At 40.7% G+C, this 24,017-nt stretch carries 28 protein-coding genes; 20 read left to right on the top strand and 8 right to left on the bottom strand.

The genetic code is table 11. The annotated features are described in order from the left end of the window. Positions 1-4: 4 nt before the first annotated feature. The 11 genes from JMN12_RS02885 (at position 5) to JMN12_RS02835 (ending at position 10,887) form a co-directional block, all read left to right on the top strand. A complete protein-coding gene (locus JMN12_RS02885; protein ID WP_203136955.1) occupies positions 5-1,141 on the top strand; it encodes a glycoside hydrolase family 18 in 1,137 nt (378 codons plus the stop codon). A gap of 12 nt (positions 1,142-1,153) precedes the next feature. Next, complete coding sequence (locus tag JMN12_RS02880; RefSeq protein WP_009412764.1) at positions 1,154-2,308, top strand: DUF1735 and LamG domain-containing protein; 1,155 nt, start codon at positions 1,154-1,156, stop codon at positions 2,306-2,308. A 307-nt stretch (positions 2,309-2,615) separates the two neighbouring features. After that, entirely contained in the window at positions 2,616-3,761 is a 1,146-nt protein-coding gene (locus JMN12_RS02875; RefSeq protein ID WP_203136953.1) for an acyl-CoA dehydrogenase family protein, read from the top strand. 19 nt (positions 3,762-3,780) lie between these two features. Further along, a complete protein-coding gene (locus JMN12_RS02870; protein WP_009412762.1) occupies positions 3,781-4,218 on the top strand; it encodes an RrF2 family transcriptional regulator in 438 nt (145 codons plus the stop codon). 65 nt (positions 4,219-4,283) lie between these two features. Beyond that, positions 4,284-4,547, top strand: a complete 264-nt coding sequence (locus JMN12_RS02865) for a SemiSWEET family transporter (RefSeq protein ID WP_009412761.1) — start codon at positions 4,284-4,286, stop codon at positions 4,545-4,547. A gap of 88 nt (positions 4,548-4,635) precedes the next feature. Next, entirely contained in the window at positions 4,636-4,983 is a 348-nt protein-coding gene (locus tag JMN12_RS02860; protein ID WP_203136942.1) for a hypothetical protein, read from the top strand. Between the two features lie 40 nt (positions 4,984-5,023). Then, on the top strand, positions 5,024-6,295 hold the full coding sequence (gene serS / locus JMN12_RS02855) for a serine--tRNA ligase (RefSeq protein WP_203136940.1): 1,272 nt from the start codon (positions 5,024-5,026) through the stop codon (positions 6,293-6,295). A gap of 212 nt (positions 6,296-6,507) precedes the next feature. Further along, positions 6,508-7,419 (top strand): site-specific DNA-methyltransferase, encoded by a 912-nt coding sequence (locus JMN12_RS02850; RefSeq protein WP_088593031.1) that lies wholly within the window; start codon positions 6,508-6,510, stop codon positions 7,417-7,419. Between the two features lie 2 nt (positions 7,420-7,421). Then, positions 7,422-8,546 carry a DNA methyltransferase gene (locus JMN12_RS02845; RefSeq protein WP_088593030.1) on the top strand — a complete coding sequence of 375 codons (1,125 nt, stop codon included), beginning with the start codon at positions 7,422-7,424 and terminating at the stop codon, positions 8,544-8,546. Further along, positions 8,543-10,348, top strand: a complete 1,806-nt coding sequence (locus tag JMN12_RS02840; protein WP_088593029.1) for a hypothetical protein — start codon at positions 8,543-8,545, stop codon at positions 10,346-10,348. The genes JMN12_RS02845 and JMN12_RS02840 overlap by 4 nt, the downstream gene beginning before the upstream one ends. Before the next feature lie 368 nt (positions 10,349-10,716). Then, on the top strand, positions 10,717-10,887 hold the full coding sequence (locus tag JMN12_RS02835) for a hypothetical protein (RefSeq protein WP_009412753.1): 171 nt from the start codon (positions 10,717-10,719) through the stop codon (positions 10,885-10,887). 249 nt (positions 10,888-11,136) lie between these two features. On the opposite strand, the gene JMN12_RS02830 is transcribed toward JMN12_RS02835, so the two are convergent. From JMN12_RS02830 to JMN12_RS02805, 6 genes are all read right to left on the bottom strand, one after another. Then, positions 11,137-11,733 (bottom strand): ribonuclease HII, encoded by a 597-nt coding sequence (locus JMN12_RS02830; RefSeq protein WP_088593027.1) that lies wholly within the window; start codon positions 11,731-11,733, stop codon positions 11,137-11,139. Positions 11,734-11,745: 12 nt separating this feature from the next. Then, a complete protein-coding gene (locus JMN12_RS02825; protein ID WP_203136938.1) occupies positions 11,746-12,942 on the bottom strand; it encodes a beta-ketoacyl-[acyl-carrier-protein] synthase family protein in 1,197 nt (398 codons plus the stop codon). Positions 12,943-12,944: 2 nt separating this feature from the next. Further along, a complete protein-coding gene (locus JMN12_RS02820; RefSeq protein ID WP_002674344.1) occupies positions 12,945-13,202 on the bottom strand; it encodes a phosphopantetheine-binding protein in 258 nt (85 codons plus the stop codon). Between the two features lie 191 nt (positions 13,203-13,393). Further along, a complete protein-coding gene (locus JMN12_RS02815) occupies positions 13,394-13,753 on the bottom strand; it encodes a type II toxin-antitoxin system RelE family toxin (RefSeq protein WP_002677648.1) in 360 nt (119 codons plus the stop codon). Further along, positions 13,743-13,979, bottom strand: a complete 237-nt coding sequence (locus tag JMN12_RS02810; RefSeq protein ID WP_203136936.1) for a hypothetical protein — start codon at positions 13,977-13,979, stop codon at positions 13,743-13,745. The genes JMN12_RS02815 and JMN12_RS02810 overlap by 11 nt, the downstream gene beginning before the upstream one ends. Before the next feature lie 72 nt (positions 13,980-14,051). After that, positions 14,052-14,594, bottom strand: coding sequence for a 3-oxoacyl-ACP synthase (locus JMN12_RS02805; RefSeq protein WP_203136933.1), 543 nt, complete (start codon positions 14,592-14,594; stop codon positions 14,052-14,054). Positions 14,595-14,745: 151 nt separating this feature from the next. On the opposite strand from JMN12_RS02805, the gene JMN12_RS02800 reads away from it, so the two are divergent. The 6 genes from JMN12_RS02800 to JMN12_RS02775 all read left to right on the top strand — a co-directional run bounded on the left by JMN12_RS02800 (position 14,746) and on the right by JMN12_RS02775 (position 18,781). After that, positions 14,746-15,900: a serine hydrolase domain-containing protein gene (locus tag JMN12_RS02800; protein ID WP_203136931.1), complete on the top strand. Its 1,155-nt coding sequence runs from the start codon at positions 14,746-14,748 to the stop codon at positions 15,898-15,900. A 134-nt stretch (positions 15,901-16,034) separates the two neighbouring features. Then, positions 16,035-16,355 (top strand): hypothetical protein, encoded by a 321-nt coding sequence (locus JMN12_RS02795; RefSeq protein ID WP_203136929.1) that lies wholly within the window; start codon positions 16,035-16,037, stop codon positions 16,353-16,355. A gap of 74 nt (positions 16,356-16,429) precedes the next feature. Continuing rightward, entirely contained in the window at positions 16,430-17,182 is a 753-nt protein-coding gene (locus tag JMN12_RS02790) for a hypothetical protein (RefSeq protein WP_203136927.1), read from the top strand. A 30-nt stretch (positions 17,183-17,212) separates the two neighbouring features. Then, entirely contained in the window at positions 17,213-17,482 is a 270-nt protein-coding gene (locus JMN12_RS02785) for a hypothetical protein (RefSeq protein ID WP_203136925.1), read from the top strand. Next, complete coding sequence (locus JMN12_RS02780; protein WP_203136923.1) at positions 17,451-17,960, top strand: hypothetical protein; 510 nt, start codon at positions 17,451-17,453, stop codon at positions 17,958-17,960. Before JMN12_RS02785 ends, JMN12_RS02780 begins: the two co-directional genes overlap by 32 nt. 38 nt (positions 17,961-17,998) lie before the next feature. After that, positions 17,999-18,781 (top strand): glycoside hydrolase family 16 protein, encoded by a 783-nt coding sequence (locus JMN12_RS02775; RefSeq protein WP_203136921.1) that lies wholly within the window; start codon positions 17,999-18,001, stop codon positions 18,779-18,781. 188 nt (positions 18,782-18,969) lie between these two features. Here the strand turns inward: JMN12_RS02775 and JMN12_RS02770 are convergent, their stop codons facing one another. After that, complete coding sequence (locus JMN12_RS02770) at positions 18,970-19,482, bottom strand: TonB family protein (RefSeq protein WP_203136911.1); 513 nt, start codon at positions 19,480-19,482, stop codon at positions 18,970-18,972. A 190-nt stretch (positions 19,483-19,672) separates the two neighbouring features. Here JMN12_RS02770 and rlmB point away from each other — a divergent pair, with 190 nt between their 5' ends. After that, the gene (rlmB, locus tag JMN12_RS02765; protein ID WP_203136909.1) at positions 19,673-20,410 is read left to right on the top strand and encodes a 23S rRNA (guanosine(2251)-2'-O)-methyltransferase RlmB; all 738 of its coding nucleotides are present in this window, start codon (positions 19,673-19,675) and stop codon (positions 20,408-20,410) included. Positions 20,411-20,429: 19 nt separating this feature from the next. Next, positions 20,430-21,260, top strand: coding sequence for a helix-hairpin-helix domain-containing protein (locus JMN12_RS02760; protein WP_203136903.1), 831 nt, complete (start codon positions 20,430-20,432; stop codon positions 21,258-21,260). Between the two features lie 135 nt (positions 21,261-21,395). Here JMN12_RS02760 and aspA read toward each other — a convergent pair whose 3' ends face one another. After that, complete coding sequence (aspA, locus tag JMN12_RS02755) at positions 21,396-22,787, bottom strand: aspartate ammonia-lyase (protein WP_198465729.1); 1,392 nt, start codon at positions 22,785-22,787, stop codon at positions 21,396-21,398. A gap of 342 nt (positions 22,788-23,129) precedes the next feature. On the opposite strand from aspA, the gene JMN12_RS02750 reads away from it, so the two are divergent. Next, entirely contained in the window at positions 23,130-23,915 is a 786-nt protein-coding gene (locus tag JMN12_RS02750; protein WP_203136888.1) for a hypothetical protein, read from the top strand. The last annotated feature ends 102 nt before the right edge of the window (positions 23,916-24,017 follow it).

Genomic DNA, 24,017 nt, shown 5'->3' with positions numbered 1-24,017 from the left:
AGTTATGAAGTATATATCTAAAGCTATTACTATAGCAATACTTGCAATAGGGCTATCCCTCACTTCTTGCAGCAAGTGGACGGAAATTGAGCCTAAAGAAATAGACCACAACGGGGGAGCTAATACCCTCAGTCCCGACGAGCGCGATGCGCATTATGCTTCCTTGCGCGCTTGGAAAAAAACTGCCGAAAACTACGGTCGCCCCGTGTCCTTTGGTTGGTTTAGTAACTGGTCGCCCGAGGGTAGTGTGCGCAAGGGCTATTTGTCTGCCTTGCCCGATAGTATCGATATGGTGTCAATGTGGAGTGGACCCTTTGGTATCAGCGAAGCTAAAAAAGCTGATAAAGCCTATGTGCAAAAGGTAAAAGGTACTAAAGTGTTTGTGTGCTTTATCTTGCACAATATCGGTACAGGTATTACCCCTTCTTCAATCGCTGATAAAATAAAAGCCGAAAACCCAGGTGATTCTCAGGCAGTACTCAACGATAAAATTAAAAAAGCGCAAGAAGCCTATTGGGGCTATACCAGTGGTGTACAAAGCTCTACCGACCATATTGCCGCTATTAGAAAATATGCTAAGGCGCTCTGCGATACTATCGTAAAATACGATTACGATGGTCTTGATATCGATTGGGAACCCGATGGTGCTGGCGATGGTTTTGGTAACCTAAAAGGTGGTTATGAAAGAGGTGAGTATTTGCACGTTTTGGTAGAAGAACTCGGCAAATACTTAGGCCCTAAAGCTACTGTCGATACAGGCAAACGCCGCTATTTATTGGTAGATGGTGAATTGTGGAATGTGAAAAAAGAATCAGCCCCTTATTTCGATTATTTTATCTCTCAAGCCTATGGTGATAGACATCTAGATTATAGGGTACAAGGAGTTAAAAATGCTTTTGGCGAGTATTACAATACCCGCAAACACATTTTTACTGAAAACTTTGAGTCTTATTCAAAATCAGGAGGAGCACTGCTCGACCAAGCTGAATATAATTCATCTGAAGGACCTAAAGGAGGTGTAGGCGCTTATCGTATGGATAACGACTACGACAATCAGCCCGATTATAAATGGATGCGTAAAGCGATTTACCTAATGCATAAATCCTATGCCGAGTATATAAAAAAACATCCACAACCCTAAAATTATAGCCTTATGAAATACCTAAAATATTGTATAGGAATCTTCGCTTTCTTGGCTCTAAACGCTTGTAAAGACAAAGAAAACGAATTGTTGGAAACCAAAGTCTATTTTGAGCAAGCCCAACAACGACTCAAATTAGAAGATAATGTTAGTAGTCACGCTTTCAACATCACAGCTCGTGTCTCTAATATCAGCGATAGCGATGTGAACGTAACCTACCAAATAGGTGATGCCCAAATGGTAGCCGACTATAATGCTAAAAACGGCACCAAATACCAAATGATGCCAGCAAATAACTTCAGTTTACAGAAGAATAGTACTGTAATTAAAAAAGGAAGTGTCTATGCCGAACCTTGCCAGTTAGCTCTTAAAAACCTTTCAACTATCCAAGAGGGGAATACCTATGTAATTCCTGTAACTATAGCCGATGCAAGTGTTCCTACTATCGAAGCTAAAACCTTATTTGTAGAGGTAGCTAAACCTATTGTTATCAACAAAGTATTCGATTTTAATGGTAGAAAATACCTTTCTATCCCAATGGACGAAAAGGCAAAATTCAATGCACTTACTTATGAGGCAATGATTTATGTAGATACTTTTGTAAAACTCAGTACAATAATGGGAGCTGAAGGAAATCTTATCTTCCGCTTTGGTGATACTACTGTGCCTAAAGACCAAATACAAGTGGCTGGAAATGTACAGTTCAACCCCTCCAAAACCTTTGCCGCTAAACAATGGTATCACGTTGCCCTTGTGTTTGATGGCGCTACCAAACGCACTGAAATCTACGTAGATGGTGAACGCGTAGCCGAAAAAACTGCCTCAGTAAATAGCTTCAATCTCAATGGTAACTTCTTTATAGGTTATGCTTATGATTACGATGGTTCTCGTACTTGGAGAGGTAAAATGTGCGAATGCCGTGTGTGGAGTGTAGCACGTACTGCCAACGAGCTTAAAAACAATAAATTAGGGGTAGATCCTAACAGCGAAGGACTCTTTGGTTATTGGAAACTCAACGGTGCTGATGTATATCAAAAAGATGGCAACTACTATGTGAAAGACCAGTCTAAAAACCATCGCGATGCCACCTCACGACGTGGTGCTTATCAAAATGGAAGAGGTCTCTCAGTAGAACCCGATGTTGTCGAAATGAGAATTTCAGAATAATTGTAATATTGTAAATCACACACTTTACCAAAATCAATTATTCTGATAACCAATTGTTCTAATCAATTGTTCTAATAATCAATTATTCTAATCAATTGTTCTAATAATCAATTATCTTTGAACTATGTTATATAGGGGCGTTTTGCAAACGCCCCTATATATTTTGCAACCACCCCCTTCGTAATTCGTCATTCGTCCCTTGTAATTCGTCTCTCGTCATTCGTCATTCTTTTTTCTCATTAATCATTCGTAATTCGTAATTATTTTGTACCTTTGCCCCTTGGTATTAGATATAAGCATATAACGAATGAATTTTAACATTTCTGAAACACAACAGATGGTAGCCGAAGCCGCTAAGGACTTCGCCGAAAAATATATCCGCCCGCACGTGATGCAATGGGATGAAAGTCAGGAATTTCCAGTAGAAGTATTCCGTAAAGCTGGAGAACTCGGTTTTATGGGCATATTAGTCCCCGAAATCTATGGAGGTTCGGCCCTCGACTACCACGATTATATTGCTATTGTTGAAGAAATATCAAAAATCGACCCCTCCATAGGGCTCTCTATAGCTGCACACAACTCCCTTTGTACCAATCACATCCTCAGCTTTGGCAACGAGGAACAAAAACAACGCTGGTTGCCTAAATTAGCTTCAGGTGAGTGGATAGGAGCGTGGGGCATCACCGAACACAACACTGGCTCCGACTCTGGTGGAATGGCTACTACCGCTGTGAAAGACGGCGATGAGTGGGTGCTCAACGGCACCAAGAACTTCATCACCCACGGCAAAAGTGGCAACATCGCTGTAGTGATTGCTCGTACGGGCGAAAAAGGCGACAAGCACGGTATCACTGCCTTTGCCGTAGAACGCGGTACCAAGGGCTTCAGTGCAGGTAAAAAAGAAAACAAACTCGGTATGCGCGCCAGCGAAACCGCCGAAATGATTTTCCAAGACTGCCGCATCTCCGATGCCAACCGACTCGGCGAAATAGGCGACGGTTTTATCCAAGCGATGAAAATATTGGACGGCGGACGTATCTCCATAGGGGCACTTTCTTTGGGTATCGCCAAAGGCGCTTACGAAGCCTCTCTCAAATACGCCAAAGAACGTATGCAATTCGGCAAACGCCTAATTGATTTACAAGCTGTTGGCTTCAAACTCGCCGATATGGCTACCGAAATCGAAGCCTCCGAACTGCTCTTGCACAAATCCGCTTTTCAGAAAAATAACGGTCAGCGTGTAACCCTATCAGGAGCAATGGCTAAAATGTACAGTTCCGAAGTGTGTGTGCGTGTAGCTACCGAAGCCATTCAAATTCACGGAGGCTATGGCTATACCAAAGATTTTCCGGTAGAAAAATTCTTCCGTGACTCTAAATTATGTACCATAGGTGAAGGTACTACCGAAATACAAAAGTTAGTCATCACTCGTCAAATAGATAAAAACTCATAATAAACGAAAGCAATTAATTATGTTATCCAATTCTAGTAAGTACGCCATCAATGCAGTAATCTACTTAGCACTACACGCTTCACCTACCAAGAGGTTAGCCCCCAAGGACATCGCCGAAGCGTTACATATTCCTACCTCCTTTTTGGCAAAAATATTACAAATATTAGCCCGAAAAAAGGTTATTAGCTCCAATAAAGGACCAGGAGGAGGCTTTTGGCTTACCGATGAAGAAAAAGAAGCCCCTTTGATGAACGTCGTAAAGCATATTGGCGAAGCCGAGAAATTCACCTCTTGTGCTATGGGCTTCAAAGAATGCTCGTCCGAAAAACCCTGTCCGCTGCACAATTCCGTACAGCCTTTCAGAGACAATTTTATGCGCGAACTCGCCGATAATTCCATCGCCTCTTTCGCTAAAAAAATTGCTGATAAAACTGCATTCCTATCCCCCACAGAGTAATTTGCTAATCAACATTACACTTTACCAAAGGCTAAAATAAAGAAACTTAAAAACAATTATATATTATGGAGAACGGAAAACTCTTTAACATTTTAGGTTGGGTAGCAATGGCTGCCTCTATTAGTATGTATGTGTCATACATACCACAAATCAGTGATAACCTTGCAGGACACAAAGGAAACCCTATACAGCCTTTGGTGGCAGCAATTAACTGCTCGTTATGGGTGATATATGGATTTTTCAAAAAACCCAAAAGAGACTATCCTATATTATTAGCTAACTTACCAGGTATTGTCTTTGGTCTATTTGCCTTTGCAACTGCTTTGTAATTAGGGTATCACACACTTTACCAAAGTTTCTTGCCAGTGTGGCTCGAAACTTTGGCAAAGTTGAAATACATATCCCCTGCTAAATAAAATGAAAAGAATCACTACCGATGAGTATCACGCTCCCGTCGTTTTAACCCTCCCTGAGATTAAAACCCTTATCGATGAATTGCCTTATAGCGGACATCGTTTTGTCGTTTTCTCAGAAGATGGCGATACCGGCAACTACGTGCAGACGATTTTAGAAAATGAAGAACTCGACGAAAAAAGCCGTTATCAAGTAGAAGCGCGCGTGTACCACTCACCCGATGCCTTCACACATTACCGTACCTTTGTAGAAACTGCCGATGAAGCCTTTGCGCCTTTTGAAGCCTTCTACAACAACACCCCCTACAGCTATGATAGCTGGAATAACGTCACCGACGAATTTGCCAATTAACCAATTTGCTAATTTTCTAATTTGCTAATTTTCCAAAGATATGTTACAACTAAACACTATTAGAGAAGAAAAAGACCGCGTACTTAGCGGACTTAAAAAACGCAATTTCAAAGAATTGCATCTCATAGACAACATCATCGCCTTAGACGAAAAACGTCGTGCTACTCAGCTTTCATTAGATGAAACACTGGCGAAATCTAACAACCTCTCTAAGGAAATTGGAGCTCTTTTCAAAGCAGGAGAAACCGATAAAGCCAATGCGCTGAAAGAGCAAACAGCTACCCTTAAAGAGGATATCAAAACCCTCACCGACACCCTCAACACTACTGTAGAGCAGCTCAATGATTTGCTCTATCGCGTGCCTAATATCCCTAATGAGTTAGTGCCCGAAGGTACTTCCGAAGCCGATAACGTAGTAGTATTCGAGGCAGGTGAAATTCCTAACTTGGGTAAAGATGCTTTGCCACACTGGGAACTCGCCAAAAAATACGACCTCATCGATTTCGAGTTAGGCGTAAAACTCACCGGCGCAGGATTCCCCGTATACAAAGGCAAAGGTGCTAAATTACAACGCGCTCTCATTACCTACTTCCTCGACAAGAATACCGAGGCAGGTTACAACGAATTCCAAGTGCCTCATGTGGTGAATGAAGCCTCAGGCTATGGTACCGGTCAGTTACCTGATAAAGAAGGACAGATGTACCACATAGGGGTCGATAATCTCTATCTCATCCCTACTGCCGAGGTGCCTGTTACGAATATCTTCCGCGATACATTGTTAAACGAAAGCGATTTGCCTATTTGCTGCACAGCCTATACCCCTTGCTTCCGCCGCGAAGCTGGTAGCTATGGCGCTCACGTACGCGGACTCAACCGCTTGCACCAGTTCGACAAAGTAGAGATTGTGCGCATCGAGCACCCCGATAATTCTTACAAAGCATTAGAAGGAATGATAGAACACGTGAAGGGAATCCTCAACGAACTGAAACTCCCTTACCATATTTTGCGTTTATGCGGAGGTGATTTAGGCTTTACTTCAGCCATAACCTACGATTTCGAGGTATATTCCACCGCTCAAGAAAAATGGTTAGAGATAAGTTCAGTATCAAATTTCGAAACCTTCCAAGCCAACCGACTCAAATTGCGCTTCAAGGACTCCGACGGTAAGAATCGCTTAGCGCATACCCTCAATGGCAGTTCATTAGCCCTTCCGCGTGTATTAGCAGGCATTTTAGAAAACTACCAAACCCCCGAAGGTATTGTAGTCCCCAAAATCCTCAGAAAATACACCGGCTTTGATATTATCAACTAATAAGCAAATATAAAAATCAACAAATCACACACTTTGCCAAAAGTCCTAGCCATACAACTCGTACCTTTGGCAAAGTTTTTTTGTATTCACCAATTTGCTAATTTTTTCTCTTGCTCCCTAATCTCTATCAAATCATCAAAACAATGAGCTAATTAGTAAATTGGCTAATTTGCAAATTATCCCTACCTTTGTCCCCAAAAAATATATTATTAATGAGTACTCAAACTGTAGAAAGAGAATTAGCAAAAGAAGAAAAGAAAACTAAATTAGGCTTCAATGGGCTTACACCCTCCGAGTGGGCTCTACTCTCTAAAAATGTAATCACTGAAGACGATATCCTAAACCCCGTTTGGAACGATCTCTCTTCACCCAGAAACCAATACCAATTAGAACACGGTGCCGTATACCCTGTAAAGTTATGCGAACGCCTTATAAAAATGTATTCCAAAGAAGAAGATACCATATTCGATCCCTTCTTGGGCATAGGCTCCACTATGATTGCTGCACAAAGCCTCAATCGCCATTGCATAGGCACCGAGCTCAACTCCAAATTCGCTCAAATAGCCCAAAATTGGCTTGACGATGTACAAGGAATTTTCGCCAACACTATGCATTATAAAATAGTTAATGACGATTGTCGCAACCTATTACAACACGTACACCCCGATAAAATACAACTCACTGTAACCTCACCTCCTTATGCCGATTTTATCCAAAAATCACTCAAAGACCGAGAAACAACTCACAAAACCTCCGTACTAAAATACGAAAACAATAGCACCGTAAAACAATATAGCCAAAATGATAATGATTTTGGCAACCTACCCTACCCCGATTTTTTAGAACAGATAAAGCACATTCTTAAAGATAACCTTGTCATTACAAAAAAAGGAGGCTATTCCTGCTGGGTAGTAAAAGACTATCGAGACACCAAAAACAAAATCCCTTACGTCCCCTTCCATTCCGATTTGGCCCGCGCAGGTGAAGAAGTAGGCTGGAAATACCACGATCTTATTATTTGGGACCAAACAGGACAACGCCGCTTAGTACTCTTAGGCTACCCAAGCGTGCTTTACACCAATCAAAACTGTTCCTTTATTGTAGTATTCAGAAAGCCTAAATAAATATGAATTTTAATATAGATTTCAATTTTACCAACGCCGACACCACCTATCTTACCCATTCCCTGCACCCTTACCCAGCAAAGTTCCCACCCCAATTACCCCATACCATTATCAAAAACTTTGCCCCCGAGAATGCCACCATACTCGACCCCTTTTGCGGGTCAGGAACCACCCTTGTAGAAGCCCGACTCTTGGGGTACAATGCTATAGGAGTAGATGTCAATGCCCTTTCCATTCTACTTTCCAAAGTCAAAGCTACCCCACTTACAAGCCAAGAGCAGATACAAATAAAATCCTTCTTAGAAACCCTTTCTATAGAAAACCAAAATTGGAAACAAACCCGACCTTCTTCTATTGTTGTAAAACAAATAGAAGGGTTAGACCACTGGTTTCAGCATAATGTAGCCCAAGAACTTACCCATATCCTTAACCTTATTGCCCAAGAAGAAAATCAAAATATAAGTGACTTCCTCAAGATTGTCCTCTCCTCCATCATTGTGAGAGTCTCCAACCAAGAAAGCGATACACGTTTTGCTGCAAAAAATAAAAATATACCTGATAACTTTACCTTTGAAGCTTTCCTGTCCAAAGCTCAAGAATACCTTGTGCGTATTACCGAATATTCTAACAAAGTAGATGACAACAACACGCTTCAACTCTATAATACCGATAGCCGTAACCTCTCTATGATTGATGAAAATAGCATCGATATGATCATAACCTCCCCTCCTTATGCCAATACTTACGACTATTATCTGTATCACAAGTTCAGAAAACGTTGGCTTGACCTTGATGTAAAGTTTGCCCAATATAACGAAATAGGTTCTCGTCGCGAATACTCAAGCCTAAAAAAACCAGCTTCCCAATGGACAGATGATTTGGTCAAATGCTTTAAAGAAATGTACCGACTACTAAAACCCAATGCACTTGCTTTCATTGTTATTGGTGATAGTGTTATCAAAAAAGAACTCATCAAAATTGACGAAGTTATTTCTAACTTTGCCCCCAATTTGGGTTTTCAAATAAGCAATATCATTTCCTCCGATTTAGCCAAACATTCACGCATCTTTAACCCCTCTTTCGCCCAAAAAGACAAAAAAGAACATCTAATTATATTAAAAAAATGAAACAAATACGCATCTACTATGAGTGCCTCGAACAGGCAGAAAACTATATAAAACCGATTATTGAACAAATTACCAAAAATCAAAATACAGAAATCATACTTGTCAAACGCCCAAAAACAGCTTCCGAACTCAATCAAGGAGCACTCTCTGCCATTCTTACACTCACTACCCCCGATGCCCTTATAACAGGCATCACCATCGAAGATAACCAAGAGATAGAATACCCACTAATCCTCATCGAGTTTACCGAAGCTGTAACCACTGAAGACCACGAACTACAGCGCACCTATGGTGCCATAGCTGCCTACCTATCAGGAGCTTATTATCTGAAAATTGCAGGTGAAAAATATTCCGAAAAAGAATTCGGAGGAGCTCAATACAACCCCTTTTCTACTCCAAAAATCTTTATAGAAGAGCTCAAGTATTATGGTTATATCATCGCCAATTGGGAAACTGAACCTAACAATCCTTATACACTACAGCGAAACCCTAATTATCCCTCTTGCCCCTCCAACATCCCTATCCTTACCGATACCCTACAAAAAGTAGTAGCAGCATTTATCACCAATACGGAACAATGGTTTGATAAAAGCCTTTCAGAGCTGAGCAGAACAACCTCATATCAGCAATACCGCTCAGAAGTAAATAAAGCCACAGGTGCCCAAGCACTCCTTGAAACGTGGAAAAACCGCCGAAAAAGCAACCTTAACAAACTGCGTTATTTCGTAACTCAAAATAGCATTTCTGCTAAGATTAATCGATTTAGCCACGCAATGGATCCCGACAGAGGAATCCTCACCTTTATCGCCGCTCTATTCTCTCAAAAATACCAAATATATGGCACCTACGCCCTTGTACGACCTCGTGGCAACGATTTAATGAAACAAGAAATGTCTTCCCTCTCCCTACTCAGGCAAAAACTCACCAAAGCCCTCGAAATGGATAAAGGAGGAATCCCCACTTGGCTTATTACCGAACTCAATACAATAGCACAAAATGCACAGTCCATCAATCAAGAAATTGATATCCAATACATATGGGGAAAGTATAAAAACGAACTCCCTAAAAACAAAGTAGTCCTAACCATTGCCTATTTCCTTGACGGACTTTACCTAAATCATAACGGTATCCTCCTAAAGTGGGACAAACGAAAACTTATAAATACCACCCAAAAAGACTTCCTTCCACACTTCTCCTCATTCTTTGGCTTTAAAAAATTCACCACTCCTACCCCTATTGCTGAGGTACAAAATGAAGTAGATGAAGACGAAGTTACCTATACAATCGTTCACAAAGTACTTATCCCTAATGGTTTTAAAATAGTATCCGTATCCTACCCAGGTTCTCAAGGAGGAGGGGCAATACTCCCCAATCCCGAATTAGGAAAAGCACAACCCCGTGAATATCCCGATGTTATCGCCCTCCCCCCCGATAACACCAATATAGATGTTGTATTAAACGAAAGTAAAGGAATGTTTTCTAAAGCAAGTGTTGAGCCCGATGTAAATAAAACCCTAAAATATAAAACAGACCCCTCTAAAATCACCGCCTTAAGAGAAACCCTTTGTGTAGCTCAAGTAATAGACCCCAACAAGCAACTCAAAAATATTATCATTGGAGTAGCTTTCGGTGTAAAGAGCAATACCAAAACTACTTGGCAACCCGACAATGTAGATTTCATCTTCAGAATCGTAGACCGTAACCATTGGGCAATAGGTATCTTTTCCCAAGAAATGAAAAACCTTATAGACAAGATAGAAGGAGAAACCTCTTTCCCAAAACTCTTTAAACTCAATAAATAACATTTCCCCTCCCCGCACCCTCAAAAGCCAGCCCCCCAGCTGGCTTTTCCATTTCCTCATTTCCTCATTTGCTAATTTCCCCATTTCGTAACACCCTCTCCCCAAAACGTTACAACCATTTGCAACTCCACTTTTCCCACCCTACCTTTGCACCGTCAAACCAAAAAAACTAAATCAAAATGGGAAAAAGCAAAGCAAACTACGCCATCACAGGACTCAGCGGTAAAGTCGGCAAAATATTCGTATACCGCCAACGCGCAGGCGGGACTATCGTTGCCACACTAACCCACATAAAAACAAATTCTATTGTACTGCCATCTATGCAAAAACGCCCTTTTAGACGAATCCTTCTTACATAACTATCTTTTATGGAAGAAAAATCTGATTTTAAAACTAATGTATATTATGAGTTTATTTTTAAAAGGGGTAATATTAGAGAAACTCTTTCAAAGTTTAACAATGAAAAAGAACTGTTTTTACAAGGTTCTTTCAAAAAAGAAGAGTTATTTAATAACTATTTAAAAGTAATTGTAGAATAAGCAAAGCCTTAATATCTAATGAATTAGAAACTAAGGCTTTACTCTGGTAGCGACTTGGATTTCTCCGCATCGCGGTCTAATAATCACTTGTTAGACACTGCAAAAGTACAAAACATTTTTTAATAGCAAAATAGGTCTTTAAAAATCTTTTTCAATCAGTAGAATTTTACCTTCACTTTCCACTATCCTGTTTTTTATAGTTCGCACAAACAACAAAGCCAGCTCCCCAGCTGGCTTTTTTCTACTTCCCTAAAACAAACTCAACTGTTCCACGGGCAGTAGCTGAAACGTTTTGCGGTGGTGCTCAGTAGCGCCGTGCTCGGCAATAGCTTTGCGGTGTTCGGGGGTGGGATAGCCTTTGTTTTGCTGCCAATGGTACTCAGGAAACTGCTGGGCAAGATCTTCCATATAGGCATCGCGGTAGGTTTTCGCAAGTATCGAAGCTGCCGCTATGGTTTGTATTTTGCCGTCGCCTTTCACCACACAAGCATAAGGTATTTTCTGGTAAGGCACAAACTTATTACCGTCTACCGCTATAAAATCGGGGGTTATTTTGAGCTGAGCAATAGCGCGGTGCATAGCCGTGATAGAAGCGCGGAGGATATTCAGCTCGTCTATTTCGGCAGGGAGTACGTGACAAACAGCATACGCTACCGCCTCGCGCTCGATGATAGGTCGCAGGAGGTTGCGCTGTTTTTCGGTGAGTTGTTTAGAGTCGGTGAGGAGGTCGTTTTTGAAGTCGGGGGGCAATATCACAGCTGCCGCCGTTACAGGACCCGCCAAACAACCGCGCCCCGCCTCGTCAGTACCCGCTTCTAATGAAGAATGATAGAATAATTGTAACATATCTCTTACCTCTTATCTCTTACCTAAAATAAGTGTTGAGCAGTTGCCTCCAAAACCAAAGGAGTTAGAAAGAACGTGCTGTATAGGTTTGTATTTCAGTTCGGTTTGTGGGCGGATAGGCACTTCTTCCATTGGAGTGCTGAAGTTGAGATTAGGGAATACCACCCCGTGTTGCAAGGCTAAAACGCTAAATACCGCTTCTACTGCCGAAGCTACTGCCAAAGTATGCCCCGTAAAGGCTTTGGTAGAACTAAAATCGGGGACGTGCTCACCAAAGATACGCATTAAGGCGCGACTTTCGGAGAGATCGTTGTTTACGGTAGCCGTTCCGTGCGCATTGATATAATCGATATCTGCAGGGGTTAATCCTGCTGTTTGTAGGGCTTTCTGCATTGCTAAAAACGCACCTTCACCATCGGCGGAAGAGGCTGTTTGGTGATAAGCATCATTGGCATTGCCCCACCCTTTGATTTCTGCTAATATAGTAGCCCCGCGTTGTAGGGCATTTTCTTCAGTTTCCAATACCAAAAAAGCACCTGCTTCCCCTAAGTTTAAGCCCTTGCGATGTTGGTCGAAAGGAGTGCAGTCAGTATCCGAGAGAATCATCAGGGTATTAAAGCCGTTGATAGTGAATTTAGAGAGCGCATCGGCACCACCGGCAATGAGACAGTTGGCTCTGCCTGTACGAAGTAGGTTGATAGCTGTTATGATGGCATTCGCCGAAGAAGAGCAGGCAGTGCTCACGCTACTTACAACGCCTTTTATGCCTACATAATCGGTGATTTGGTGAGTTACCTCACCTATGTTGTGAGTAGTAATATAGCGTCGTAGGGGTTCTTCATCGCCGTAGCGGAAGAAATAGTTTTCGGTCATATCCATACCGCCCACAGTAGATGCCATAATAAGTCCGCTATGTGAGAGGTCTTTTGGGGTAAGACCCGCATTGGCAATCGCTTCTTGTAAGGCGATAATCCCCAAGAGAGAGGTGCGTGAATAGGCGTTCACTTCGGGTAATTGCAAAGCAGTAATAAGTTCAGCGTTCGTGCGTTTGATTTCGCCTACCTTGATGTGGTCGGCGTGAATGGTTGCTACATTTTCAATCCTGCTGATACCTGCTTGGCGATGGGTAAGGGCATAAAAATGCTCTCCGACAGTGTTACCTATCGAAGAGTTAATACCCATTCCCGTGATGACTATTTTTTTCAGCATCGCTATTTGGTGCGGTGAGCGGTGATGTAATCGGCCATTGTTTTCACCGATTGGAAGATTTCTTTTCCTTTTTTAGGGTCGTCTAAGCGGATACCGTAATTCTTGTCGAGTAGTACAATAAGTTCGAGAGCATCGATAGAGTCGAGGGCTAAGCCAGTGCCGAAGAGGGGCTCGTTTTCATCGATATCCTCAGGGGTTACTTCTTCTAAGTTGAGTACTTCAATAATTTTGTTCTTGAGTTCTAAAATAAGTGCGTCCATTATAAATATATTAATATCAGGGGGCAAAGATAGTGAAGAATTAGCAAATGAGCAAATTTCAGAAATTAGCTAATTGAGCGACAAAAGAGGTGTTTAAGAAGTATCAATTGTATTTATATCACAGAAGAAACTTGTATTAAGTATTTCTATCTTTTATTTTTGCCAAAAAGTTCCGATTGGCTTCCTAATCTTTATGATTCTTCAGTGTAATACTCTTCCACTACTTCTTTAATAATTTTCATATCAACTGAGTCTGTTTCACTTTTATCATACAAAGCGACAAAAAGTACATTTTTTGTTTCATCTTCTGTGTTTACATTTACGAGTATTTCGTGTGTGATAACACGACCTCCTCCTCTTTTACCTTGAGCCTTAGAAGTAATGTTGATCCGAATTTTCTTAAATCCCTCTCCTAAGTCAGTCCCTAAGAAAGGATTTTCTTGTATTTCTTCCTTGAGTTTTTTAAAGTCTTCTTTGAGGCTTTTGTACTTCTTGCCTAGCTTCTTAAGGTCTTTTTCAAAAGAAGCCATTGTTCTAAAACTATAGTTCATCGAGTACTTCGTCTAAATCACGTGTTTGTACTTTGCCAGTTCTCACGGCTTTTGCTTCTTTTACTCTCTCTGTAATCATCTCTTTAAAAGCTTTTTCTTTAGCTGTTAGTTCTTTATTAGAGAAAATAGAAGATTTAGTAACACGGGCAAAATCAAGACTTTTGGCGTATTCTACAAATAATAAAGCTTGTTTGCTACTATCGTCTATGGTAATGGTATAAGGCATAATAATCTATTTTTTTTTGCAAAGATAGTGAAGAATTAGCAAATGAGCAAATTTGAAAATTAGCTAATTTTACTAATCTATTAAAGTTGCTATGGCCCTATAATCATCGTCTAAAAACTCAACCCACGCCATTAGTACACTTTGGGCTTTGCCTTGCGCTAAAAGCGAGTTGCTGTATTGCTCTAAAAAGGGGTGTGCCTCCTCGTAACTATCGAATACAAAAAAACTGTTCTCGGTTTTCAGTTGGTGACGTATGCTTATTTCACCTAAACAGATGTTGGGCAGGGTGTAAACAAATACCGCCGGACTGGGGTAATATTCTTGCGGATTGGCAATAGATGCCTGATGTTTGCGGTCGGTATCGAGGCTGGCAGAGCGATTCGCAAATACTAAGGCGACACCGTTTTTCTCGGATTGTGAAAACGGACGTAACAATACTTCGGCGGCTAAGAAAGCGAGCTTGCTGAGGTTATCCATTTTGAAGAATTTAGGATACTCCATTTGCAAGGCTTTGAGGGCTTTTTTGGAGAAATCGGCAAATGAAGTGCTTTTATCGGAGAAAAGCACTGAACCGTTTAGAGTGATGGTGTTGTTTTCTATAGTGCAGGTTTTCATAAGTGAATAGTGAAAAGTTGTTATTTGTGGGCAAAGGTAGGAATAATTTGCCAATTTGCTAATTAGCTAATTCACTAATTTACAAATTTACCGATTTGTTAATTCGCTAATTATGTAGTATCTTTGTCGGCAGTAACAAAAATGCTTCTCTATGAAAAAGTTTTTATTAGGCTTGCTTTGCTTCTTGTGTTTAGTGATAGGTACGCTCTACCTCACCGGCTATGGCTATATCCTCAAAGCGGTGGCAATGGTCTATGGTACAGGGCATACCACTACTTTCCTCGATGATTATACGTATTTTGACAATCGTACGATTGCTAAAAGTTCCGCCGCTCAACCTTGGGCGATTTCTTTGGATTACAACAAAACTCCCGAAACCCCCGAATTGCAAAATGCACATCAAAAATATGGCACTGTGGCTTTTCTCATCATCAAAGGGGATAGCATTTGGCACGAACAGTATTTTGATAACTACAATTCTAAAAGTATGAGCAATTCGTTTTCTATGGCGAAGAGCTATGTGTCAGCACTTTTGGGTAGGGCTATTGCCGATGGCTATATCAAGAGCCTCGACCAAAAAGTGAGCGATTTTTTTCCTGAATACAAAGAAGGTTTGGCGGCACAGCTCACCGTAGGCGACCTCTCTTCTATGGCGTCGGGTCTCGATTGGGACGAGTCGTACTACAACCCTTTTTCTATCACTACTCGCGCTTATTTTGACAAGGAATTTCGCGAGAAGATGTTGCACTTAAAAATTACATCACCTCCAGGGAAATCGTTTAAATACCTCAGTGGAAATACTTTCCTATTGGGAATGGTTTTAGAAAAAGCTACCGGCAAAACGCTTACCCAATACCTCACCGAAAGTCTTTGGCAACCAATGGGTTGTGAGAGTGATGCCCTTTGGCAATTGGATAGCGAGGAGAGCGGATTGGAAAAAGCGTATTGCTGTATTGCCTCTAATGCACGTGATTTTGCTCGTTTGGGGAAACTCTATCGCGACCACGGCAAGTGGAATGGCAAACAGTTGTTAGACTCCACTTTTGTAGCCACCTCAGTGCAACCGCGCTTTGCCGAGAGCCCGCAGTATGGTTATGGCTGGTGGTTGTTAGACTACAAAGGAATTCATTTCTTTATGATGCGCGGACACTTAGGGCAATATGTGATTGCCAATCTCACGGATGATGTTATCATTGTGCGCTTAGGACACCACACTGCCTCCAAACCTTCCGAAGAAATTATCTACCCTCAAGACATCTACGACTATATCGATGAGGCGTATAAGATGTTAGGGGTCAGGATTTAGGGGGTCAGGGGTCAGGTTTGTAGGGGCGTTTTACAAACGCCCACACCAATAAGTTTTGCAAACGCCCACACCAATAAAACCTTTCGGGCAGGGACTGCGATTTATTCACAATTTATTTTTGTTTGACTATAATTATGAAAGATTTACCTTTTGAAGAAGAAAAAGAATATATCGCGATGGTGGAGGCGAGTAAGTGCAGAACCTATATAGGTTTTATAGAGGCACTCAACGATGCCTTTTTCATTCATACCGGTCAGGAGCCTCATATCAATGATACGATGTGGCATATATTTTCATCGGATGTAGGGCATCGCAAGATAAAGATACTTTTTATGCGCAGTGGAGCCTTGAAAAAACTGACTGTTTATCACGAAATTACCGCCGATTTAGAACAGTGGAAACGCTATTGGGAAGCCGAAAATCCCAAAAACCAATTAGAATGGGAGTTTTGTTGAGGTAAGAGGTAAGAAGTAAGAGATATGTAGTTCCAAATTCGTGAAATTCTTTGGTTTTGGGCAAAAATAAAAAAATGGAAAGAAAATACAAAGCCAGTACTGCTTTAAGAGTCCTCTCTTTAGGAATTTTTCAACACGCTGTGAGTATTAAAAACGGGGTGTTGCGTACTACTTGTGGTTTTCTGTTTAGGATAAAACCTATCAAAATAGAGGATATTACTTATATAGAGTGTTATACTAAAAGAGTAAGGGTAAAAGGAGGGTATGTAAATAAAACCTATTATAAATTTGTTGTAAAAGGTGAAAAACATCGTTTGTTAAGGTTTTATCTGCTCGATGCCAAAGAAATGAAACAGCTACTAAAAGATATAAGGCAACTCAATCCTAAGGTTGAGTATTCTGTTGAAATACGGGCATTTATGAATACATATATTAAGCCCTATAAAATACATTTAGATTTTACTCCAGCCGACCAGAAACCCAAAGCAGAGTTATTAGCTAAAATGAGAAGACCTTTTATTTTGCAGCATCCTTCTGTGGATGTAGCTCATAATTGGCTGATGATTATTTTAGTTATGGCACCTATTTTCATAGGGTATTCAAGTACTTTAGGAATTTTGCTTGGATGTTTTGGAAACAGAACAAATTCTATGTTTATTCCTCCGATGGTAGCAAGTTTTTTTCCTCTTTTTAATGTGGGGATGGAGCTGTCTTTAGCTTTATATGGTTCTTCTGATGGCTGGCAAAAAATAAAGAAAAACCTTTACATAGCTGCTATTTGTCTCTTTTTAGGGCTGTTATTTGGATCATTAGGAGTTATAATCTAAAGTAAAAGTTTGTAAATTATCAATTGTCAATTGAAAAGATATAAAGCCAGTGCCGTTTTAAGAGTCCTCTCTTTAGGACTTTGTCGCGATGCGATTAGCATTGTGGCAGGGCGAATGCGCTCTACTTATGCCTTATTTAGCTTTAAACCAATGGAAGTAGAGAATATTACTACTATACGTTATAGAGAAGTAGAGCATTATGACAATGAAGGAGGAACTTTTGAAGTTACCTATTACGAGTTTTTAGAAAAAAAACGAAAAACCACGCTTGATTGTCTACTACGTGTTAGATGGCGATGAGATGCAACAATTGCTAAAAGACCTCAAAATACTGAATCCTAAGATTTATTACCCTCCTGAACTGCAGATGTTTATCAATACTCCTATTCAGCCCTATAAAATCCATTTTGATTTTAAACCTATCGACCAAAAAAATAAGGAAGAGCGCGAAGCAAAAGTAAGTTTGGAATTTCGCTTACAACACCCCTCAAAAGAAGTTGCTCATCTTTGGCTGACACTTTTGTTAGGTGCAATCCCTTTTTTTGTGATAATGCCATTTTGGATTTGGTGGGGACAAATATTTAAAGGGGGAAGTACCTGGATTTCATCGGTTTTTATAACACTTTCAATAGTTGCCTTTTCTATAGTGATGTTTCATTTAGGAATGGCTCTCTATGGTCTTTATGAAGGAAAACAAAAACTTTTGAAATACGTTTATATAGGTGGTTTTTGTTGGTTTTTTGCTTTGTTCTTAGAACTTCTAATATATTTTTTTTAGCAAAAAGGTGAAATTTGTAGGCTTTTAATAAAAATAGAATGAAAAAAGTATTATTATTCATAGTTTTAATTACTATTGCCAAAACTTATTCGCAAACCTCAACTGCGTGGCAATTGGTATGGGAAGACGATTTTAATCGCAAAGTTATCTTTTCAACGGCTGTATGGTCTAAAATCCCCCGTTGTGAAAAAATTGATTGGTGCAATACAATGAGCGATCACAAAAGTCTGTTTAAAATTAAAAAAGGTAACCTCATTTTGTCAGGCAAACCCAACCCACACCACAAAACCGACCCCAATCAGTACATTACCGGAGGTGTTTTTACCAAAGGCAAGATGTATTTTACTTTTGGGAGGATAGAAGTGCGCTGTAAGTTAGAGGGCGTACAAGGTTCTTGGCCTGCCATTTGGATGCTTCCCCAAAGTATTAAATGGCCTAAAGGAGGTGAGATTGATATTCTTGAGCGCCTCAACCACGATGCTTTTGTATACCAAACCGTACATTCGCCCTACACTCAAAAAGGCAATACGGAGTACCCTAAACACTCAGCAACAGCCCCCATTCGCCCAACTGACTACAATGTATATGCTGTAGAATGGGATAATGAAGCTGTACGTCTTTATGTAAACGATAGTCTTTCACTTACTTACCCACGCATACCCGAAAAAGAAACCGAAGGACAATATCCTTTCACACAAGAACCTTACTACCTGCTAATTGATATGCAACTTGGTGGTAGTTGGGTAGGAGATGTAAAACCCTTCAAAAAGCCCGTAAAAATGTACATAGATTGGGTGCGATATTACCAAAAAACTGATTGATTGTTATTGAGGTGTGAGAAAGTATCTGAAAAAAATTAAAAACGCCTTTGCCTCGCTACACTTTTTCAAAGGGGTGAACTACACGTACAGAAAATTTTAATAAGGTTTAATATATTGAAAATCAATGTTGTTTATATTGTATATTGTAGGGGCGTTTTGCAAACGCCTTTAAGAATGAGCCTATTTGGTCATTTGTTATTGGAAGAATTATCTGGCAGTTTGAAATTAATGGGATAAGCAAAGGTCACAGCAGTTGGGACGCCTTTCATTTTACCAGGGATAAGACAGGGTAAGCTATTAATAAGAAAAACGGCTTCTTCTTCCAATATTTCGTCAGTGCTACGTTTTCCTATTATGGTAACAGTGCCATCAGTATTGATACGAAAAACGATCATCGCTCTTCCTTCTATTCTTGCAGCAAGGGATTTTGGAGGATATTTTAAATGAATCTTTACATAGTTATCTAATTGCTTTTTAAAGCATTCAATTTGTCTGTCGTTAGGAACTTCTTTGCAGGCTTCAAACATAGGTTTTTCTTCTGCAATAGCAAATGGAATATCAATTGGAGGTTTTTCTTCTGAAGGAGTAGGAATCTCAATATGTTCTTCTTTGTCTGAAGGCACCACAATTTTAACTTGTGCATAGCCGTTGGCTACCACTATTAAGCATACTGCTAAAAAGATTTTTGATAAGAGTTTCATTGTTTATATATTTTCTCTCAAAAGCACAATAAATATGCCAAGATTTATTTGCAATTAGGTTTTTCTTTTATATAAAACAAAATGTATTAATCTCTAAAAAAAGCGGGTATATTGCAAAAAAATTAGCGCTATTCCAGAAAACTCCTTATCTTTGTCCCCTCTATAAAAATAAACGCCCGTCGTATATAATATGCAAGAACAAGAAACCCAAATATACGGCATTCGTGCCCTGATAGAAGCCCTTAAAGCAGGCAAAACCATTGATAAAGTCTTTTTGCAAAAAGGCTTACAAGGAGGCTTGTATAAAGAGTTAATGCCCCTACTGCAAGCAGCCCAAGTGCCTGTGCAATATGTCCCCGTTGAGAAACTCAACCGCCTTACCAAGAAAAACCACCAAGGGGTAGTGGCAAACCTTTCCCCCGTAGATTATCACAATTTTGAGGATTTGGTGATTTCGGTAACCGAAAGTGGAGCGACACCGCTTTTCCTCGTGTTAGACCACCTCTCGGATGTGCGCAACTTTGGGGCGATTATCCGCACGGCAGAGTGTACAGGCGTTTCGGGGATTATCATTCCTAAGCGCGGCAGTGTGAGCATCACTGCCGATACTGTCAAAACCTCGGCTGGGGCTGTGTTTCGCGTGCCTATCTGCAAGGTTGAAAACCTCGTAGATGCTGTGTATTACCTGCAAGGCAGTGGCATCAGGGTAGTGGCTGCGACCGAAAAAACAAACCAATTGCTATACGCTGAAGATTTTACCGTGCCTACCGCTATTGTGATGGGCGCTGAAGATGTGGGCGTATCGCCTGCTGTATTGAAGGTAGTAGATAGCAAAGCCAAATTGCCAATGGCAGGCGATATCAGTTCGCTAAACGTTTCGGTAGCTTGTGCCGTCTTCTTGTACGAAGTAGTAAAACAACGCCTCTAACCCCTATCCCCTAATTCCTATGAACCGCCAACAAACCCGAGGAGTTATACTGCTCCTCGTTCTTATCGTCGCGCTGCAATTCGCCTTTCGCAACTGTGAATTTCGCCATACTTTCACTCCCGTCGAAACTGCGTTGGGCTACCGCGAAATGGATTCGCTAAGGGCGCTCGCAACTGCCCTTAAAAAGGATACCATCTATCCTTTCAATCCTAATTTCATCACCGATTATAAAGGTTTCAAACTGGGACTCACTCCAGAGCAAATCGACCGTTTGCAAGCCTTTCGCGCACAGAATAGGTACGTAAATTCTGCTCGAGAATTCCAACAAGTAACGGGTGTTTCGGATAGTTTGCTCGCCAAAATTGCCCCTTCTTTCAAATTCCCCGACTGGGTGAACAATCGCAAAACAACTGCTTATAACTATCAGGATGCCTCATCTAAACATTTTCCCAAACAAGATATCAACACGGCTACTGCCGAAGCGCTGATGAAAATCTACGGCATAGGCGAAGGGTTTTCTAACCGTATTTTGAAATACCGCGACAAACTACACGGCTTTACCTATATCGACCAAGTGGCTGAGGTATACGGACTTGACAAAGAGGTCTACCAGCGTGTAGCCGAACGTTTTGAGGTACAAACCGCTCCCGTGATAGAGAAAAAGAATATCAATGCGCTCAATATGTATGAACTGAGCAAAATACCCTATGTGAAATACGGCGAAGGTAAAAAGATTGTAGGATTGCGATCAGAACTCGGTGCTATCAAATCTTTTGACGACCTTTTGCAAATCGAAGGTTTTGATAAAGAACGCATCGCCCGCTTGCAGTTGTATTTGTATATTGAATAGGCACTACATTTTGCCACTACACTTTGTCAAAGTCCTTGGACTTTGACAAAGTCTATCACAAAGTCTATCAGCATAAAACTAAAGAGGCAGCCCAACAATGAGCCACCTCTTTTAATTTTCAAATTTTCAAATTGCCTAATTGTGTAGCATATTTTTAGGGTCTAACACTTCATCTAATTTCTCTTTAGAGAGCAATCCGTGTTCTAATACCAAATCATAAACTGATTTACCTGTTTGTAAGGCTTCTTTGGCAATTTTGGTACTGTTCTTATAACCGATATGAGGGTTGAGAGCTGTTACAATACCAATGCTGTTTTTCACCATATTGAGGCACACCTCGCGGTTGGCAGTGATGCCTTCCACGCATTTAGTGCGCAAAGTATCGATAGCGCGTTCTAAGAATACGATTGATTCTATAATGCTTTGGCACAATACAGGCTCCATTACATTCAATTGTAACTGACCAGCCTCAGCAGCAAAAGTAACAGTAAGGTCGTTGCCTATCACCTTGTAGCACACTTGGTTCACTACTTCGGGGATTACAGGGTTTACTTTTCCTGGCATAATAGATGACCCTGGTTGCATAGCAGGAAGATTGATTTCGTTGAGTCCTGCACGAGGTCCTGAAGAGAGCAAACGCAAGTCGTTACAAATTTTAGAGAGTTTCACCGCCATACGTTTCAATGCCGATGAGTAAATCACATAAGACCCAGTATCAGGAGTAGCTTCTACGAGGTTGGCAGCGGTTACAAAAGCATCGCCAGTGAGTTTGGCTAAGTTCTCAGCACATAGTTTGGCATAGCCTTTAGGAGCGTTGAGCCCTGTACCGATAGCGGTTCCTCCCATATTAATTTCCAAGAAAAGATTGGCATTGCTTTGCAGGCGAGCGATTTCCTCTTCTAAGTTGGCTGCAAAAGCCTCAAATTCTTGACCGAGGGTCATAGGTACTGCATCTTGTAATTGGGTACGACCCATTTTAATTACATCGGCAAACTCTTGTCCTTTTTTGCGGAAAGCCTTGATGAGCAATTGCAATTTCTCAATAAGGGTCTTATTCATCATAATCACCGCCAATTTCACGGTGGTAGGGTAAGCATCATTAGTAGATTGCGATTGATTCACGTGGTCGTTAGGTGAGCAGTGTAAATAATCGCCTTTTTCATAGCCCATAAGCTCTAAAGCGCGGTTAGCAATCACTTCATTGGCATTCATATTCACCGAAGTACCTGCGCCCCCTTGAATCATATCCACCAAAAACTGACTGTCAAATTTCCCAGCAATCACTTCTTTACAAGCCTCGCTGATAGGTTTGAGGAGTGTATCGGGCAATAGTCCCAAAGCGTGATTAGTTTGAGCCGCAGCGAGTTTCACATAGCCGATAGCTTTTACAAAAGCAGGATAGTCACCCATTTTAGTACCGGTAATACGGAAGTTTTCAATAGCGCGTTGAGTTTGCACACCGTAATAAGCATCGGCGGGCACTTGCAAATCGCCGATAAGGTCTGATTCTGTTCTAAATTTTGTCATAATTATTTATTATTAGTCGTTAGAAATTAGGAAATAGGAATTAGAAAATCGCGGTAAAATTACGAAAGATTTCTGATATAAAAAAGAAAAAGAAGTATAAACTTTTGGTAATGAAAATCTATTGCCATACACTTAAATTAGGACATTAAACTATTTTTTATTACATTTGCCCCGATGATAGGTGTCAGGTTTCAGGTTTCAGCCTCGTCAGACTTGTCTGACCCGTCCGCCTCGTCCGATAAATCATAAACAACATTAAACATTATTTTTTAATCCCTCTTAACCAGATTGCCCCTCTCTCCTTGGGAGAGAGGGAACGGGAGAGAGGATAATACAAATTATATGAAAAAACTAATTTTTTTGGCACTCGTTGCCACAGCATTATGCGTTTCCTCTTGCGGGAAAGACGACGACAACGGCGGAGGTAGCACTTCGCTCACTGGGGATTGGTATGAATATGTGATTTTCAAAACCAACAATAACAATGATACGGCATGGAAATTTCCTAATACTTGTTCAGAGCAAACTCATTGGTCTATATCCGATAAAAAGATAAAGCACGAATGGTATGGACTTGACAATAGCAAAACCTGCCAACATACTTCTTCCTATTACGATTATACTTCCTCCAATGGTACATTTAATATGACCGTTGCCAATGATTCCCCTTATGGAACAAAAGGAAGTACTCTTTCTATAAAATATGAAATGAAAGGTAAAGAACTCATCATTCATTATAAATCAACATCTTATGATGTAACAAATGTCCTCCACAAAAAAGGAGAGGACTATAGTTATCTCGACCCTTTTATAGGAGTATGGAAAATGACCAAATATGTAGTGGGACAACAAGAATTTATTGTAAAGAATACTGAATGCTTATACGGTGAAATAGTAGCCCACTCTTTGGGAGCTACCCTATACTTTAATTATCCAGAAAATGGGCAATGTAATAAAACGATAAACACCTATGAGTGGGTAAAGGAAGGGGGCAAGTACTACAATGTGAGCAACCCTGCGAAAAAAACACTTTGGGACATCAATTTCTCCAACAATAACCGCTATATGACCTTTGCCATAGATGGCGATAACGGACGCACAGTAATGCACTTTACCAAAGTAAAATAGGTTTCAGACATCAGGTGTCAGGTCTCAGGGGTCTGACCTGTCCGCCTCGTCCGATAAATCATAAACAACATTCACTATTTTTATTTTGAAGTGATAAAAAAC

Source organism: Capnocytophaga genosp. AHN8471 (assembly GCF_016806945.1).
GTDB classification, from domain to species: Bacteria; Bacteroidota; Bacteroidia; order Flavobacteriales; family Flavobacteriaceae; genus Capnocytophaga; species Capnocytophaga periodontitidis.
Note: the sequence above shows the minus strand (reverse complement) of the source record. Positions and strands in the feature narration are given on the sequence as shown.

What these genes read in the sequence shown, in the direction of transcription:
- JMN12_RS02820 (WP_002674344.1), bottom strand. Translation starts at nt 13,202, where the DNA reads ATGGACGCACTTATTTTAGAACTCAAGAACAAAATTATTGAAGTACTC.
- JMN12_RS02810 (WP_203136936.1), bottom strand. Translation starts at nt 13,979, where the DNA reads ATGCCTTATACCATTACCATAGACGATAGTAGCAAACAAGCTTTATTA.
- JMN12_RS02840 (WP_088593029.1), top strand. Translation starts at nt 8,543, where the DNA reads ATGAAACAAATACGCATCTACTATGAGTGCCTCGAACAGGCAGAAAAC.
- JMN12_RS02880 (WP_009412764.1), top strand. Translation starts at nt 1,154, where the DNA reads ATGAAATACCTAAAATATTGTATAGGAATCTTCGCTTTCTTGGCTCTA.
- JMN12_RS02770 (WP_203136911.1), bottom strand. Translation starts at nt 19,482, where the DNA reads ATGAAACTCTTATCAAAAATCTTTTTAGCAGTATGCTTAATAGTGGTA.
- JMN12_RS02800 (WP_203136931.1), top strand. Translation starts at nt 14,746, where the DNA reads ATGAAAAAGTTTTTATTAGGCTTGCTTTGCTTCTTGTGTTTAGTGATA.
- serS (WP_203136940.1), top strand. Translation starts at nt 5,024, where the DNA reads ATGTTACAACTAAACACTATTAGAGAAGAAAAAGACCGCGTACTTAGC.
- JMN12_RS02870 (WP_009412762.1), top strand. Translation starts at nt 3,781, where the DNA reads ATGTTATCCAATTCTAGTAAGTACGCCATCAATGCAGTAATCTACTTA.
- JMN12_RS02875 (WP_203136953.1), top strand. Translation starts at nt 2,616, where the DNA reads ATGAATTTTAACATTTCTGAAACACAACAGATGGTAGCCGAAGCCGCT.
- JMN12_RS02850 (WP_088593031.1), top strand. Translation starts at nt 6,508, where the DNA reads ATGAGTACTCAAACTGTAGAAAGAGAATTAGCAAAAGAAGAAAAGAAA.
- JMN12_RS02865 (WP_009412761.1), top strand. Translation starts at nt 4,284, where the DNA reads ATGGAGAACGGAAAACTCTTTAACATTTTAGGTTGGGTAGCAATGGCT.
- JMN12_RS02805 (WP_203136933.1), bottom strand. Translation starts at nt 14,594, where the DNA reads ATGAAAACCTGCACTATAGAAAACAACACCATCACTCTAAACGGTTCA.
- JMN12_RS02750 (WP_203136888.1), top strand. Translation starts at nt 23,130, where the DNA reads ATGAAAAAACTAATTTTTTTGGCACTCGTTGCCACAGCATTATGCGTT.
- JMN12_RS02885 (WP_203136955.1), top strand. Translation starts at nt 5, where the DNA reads ATGAAGTATATATCTAAAGCTATTACTATAGCAATACTTGCAATAGGG.
- JMN12_RS02775 (WP_203136921.1), top strand. Translation starts at nt 17,999, where the DNA reads ATGAAAAAAGTATTATTATTCATAGTTTTAATTACTATTGCCAAAACT.
- aspA (WP_198465729.1), bottom strand. Translation starts at nt 22,787, where the DNA reads ATGACAAAATTTAGAACAGAATCAGACCTTATCGGCGATTTGCAAGTG.
- JMN12_RS02860 (WP_203136942.1), top strand. Translation starts at nt 4,636, where the DNA reads ATGAAAAGAATCACTACCGATGAGTATCACGCTCCCGTCGTTTTAACC.
- JMN12_RS02835 (WP_009412753.1), top strand. Translation starts at nt 10,717, where the DNA reads ATGGAAGAAAAATCTGATTTTAAAACTAATGTATATTATGAGTTTATT.
- JMN12_RS02795 (WP_203136929.1), top strand. Translation starts at nt 16,035, where the DNA reads ATGAAAGATTTACCTTTTGAAGAAGAAAAAGAATATATCGCGATGGTG.
- JMN12_RS02760 (WP_203136903.1), top strand. Translation starts at nt 20,430, where the DNA reads ATGAACCGCCAACAAACCCGAGGAGTTATACTGCTCCTCGTTCTTATC.
- JMN12_RS02790 (WP_203136927.1), top strand. Translation starts at nt 16,430, where the DNA reads ATGGAAAGAAAATACAAAGCCAGTACTGCTTTAAGAGTCCTCTCTTTA.
- JMN12_RS02825 (WP_203136938.1), bottom strand. Translation starts at nt 12,942, where the DNA reads ATGCTGAAAAAAATAGTCATCACGGGAATGGGTATTAACTCTTCGATA.
- JMN12_RS02830 (WP_088593027.1), bottom strand. Translation starts at nt 11,733, where the DNA reads ATGTTACAATTATTCTATCATTCTTCATTAGAAGCGGGTACTGACGAG.
- JMN12_RS02845 (WP_088593030.1), top strand. Translation starts at nt 7,422, where the DNA reads ATGAATTTTAATATAGATTTCAATTTTACCAACGCCGACACCACCTAT.
- rlmB (WP_203136909.1), top strand. Translation starts at nt 19,673, where the DNA reads ATGCAAGAACAAGAAACCCAAATATACGGCATTCGTGCCCTGATAGAA.
- JMN12_RS02815 (WP_002677648.1), bottom strand. Translation starts at nt 13,753, where the DNA reads ATGAACTATAGTTTTAGAACAATGGCTTCTTTTGAAAAAGACCTTAAG.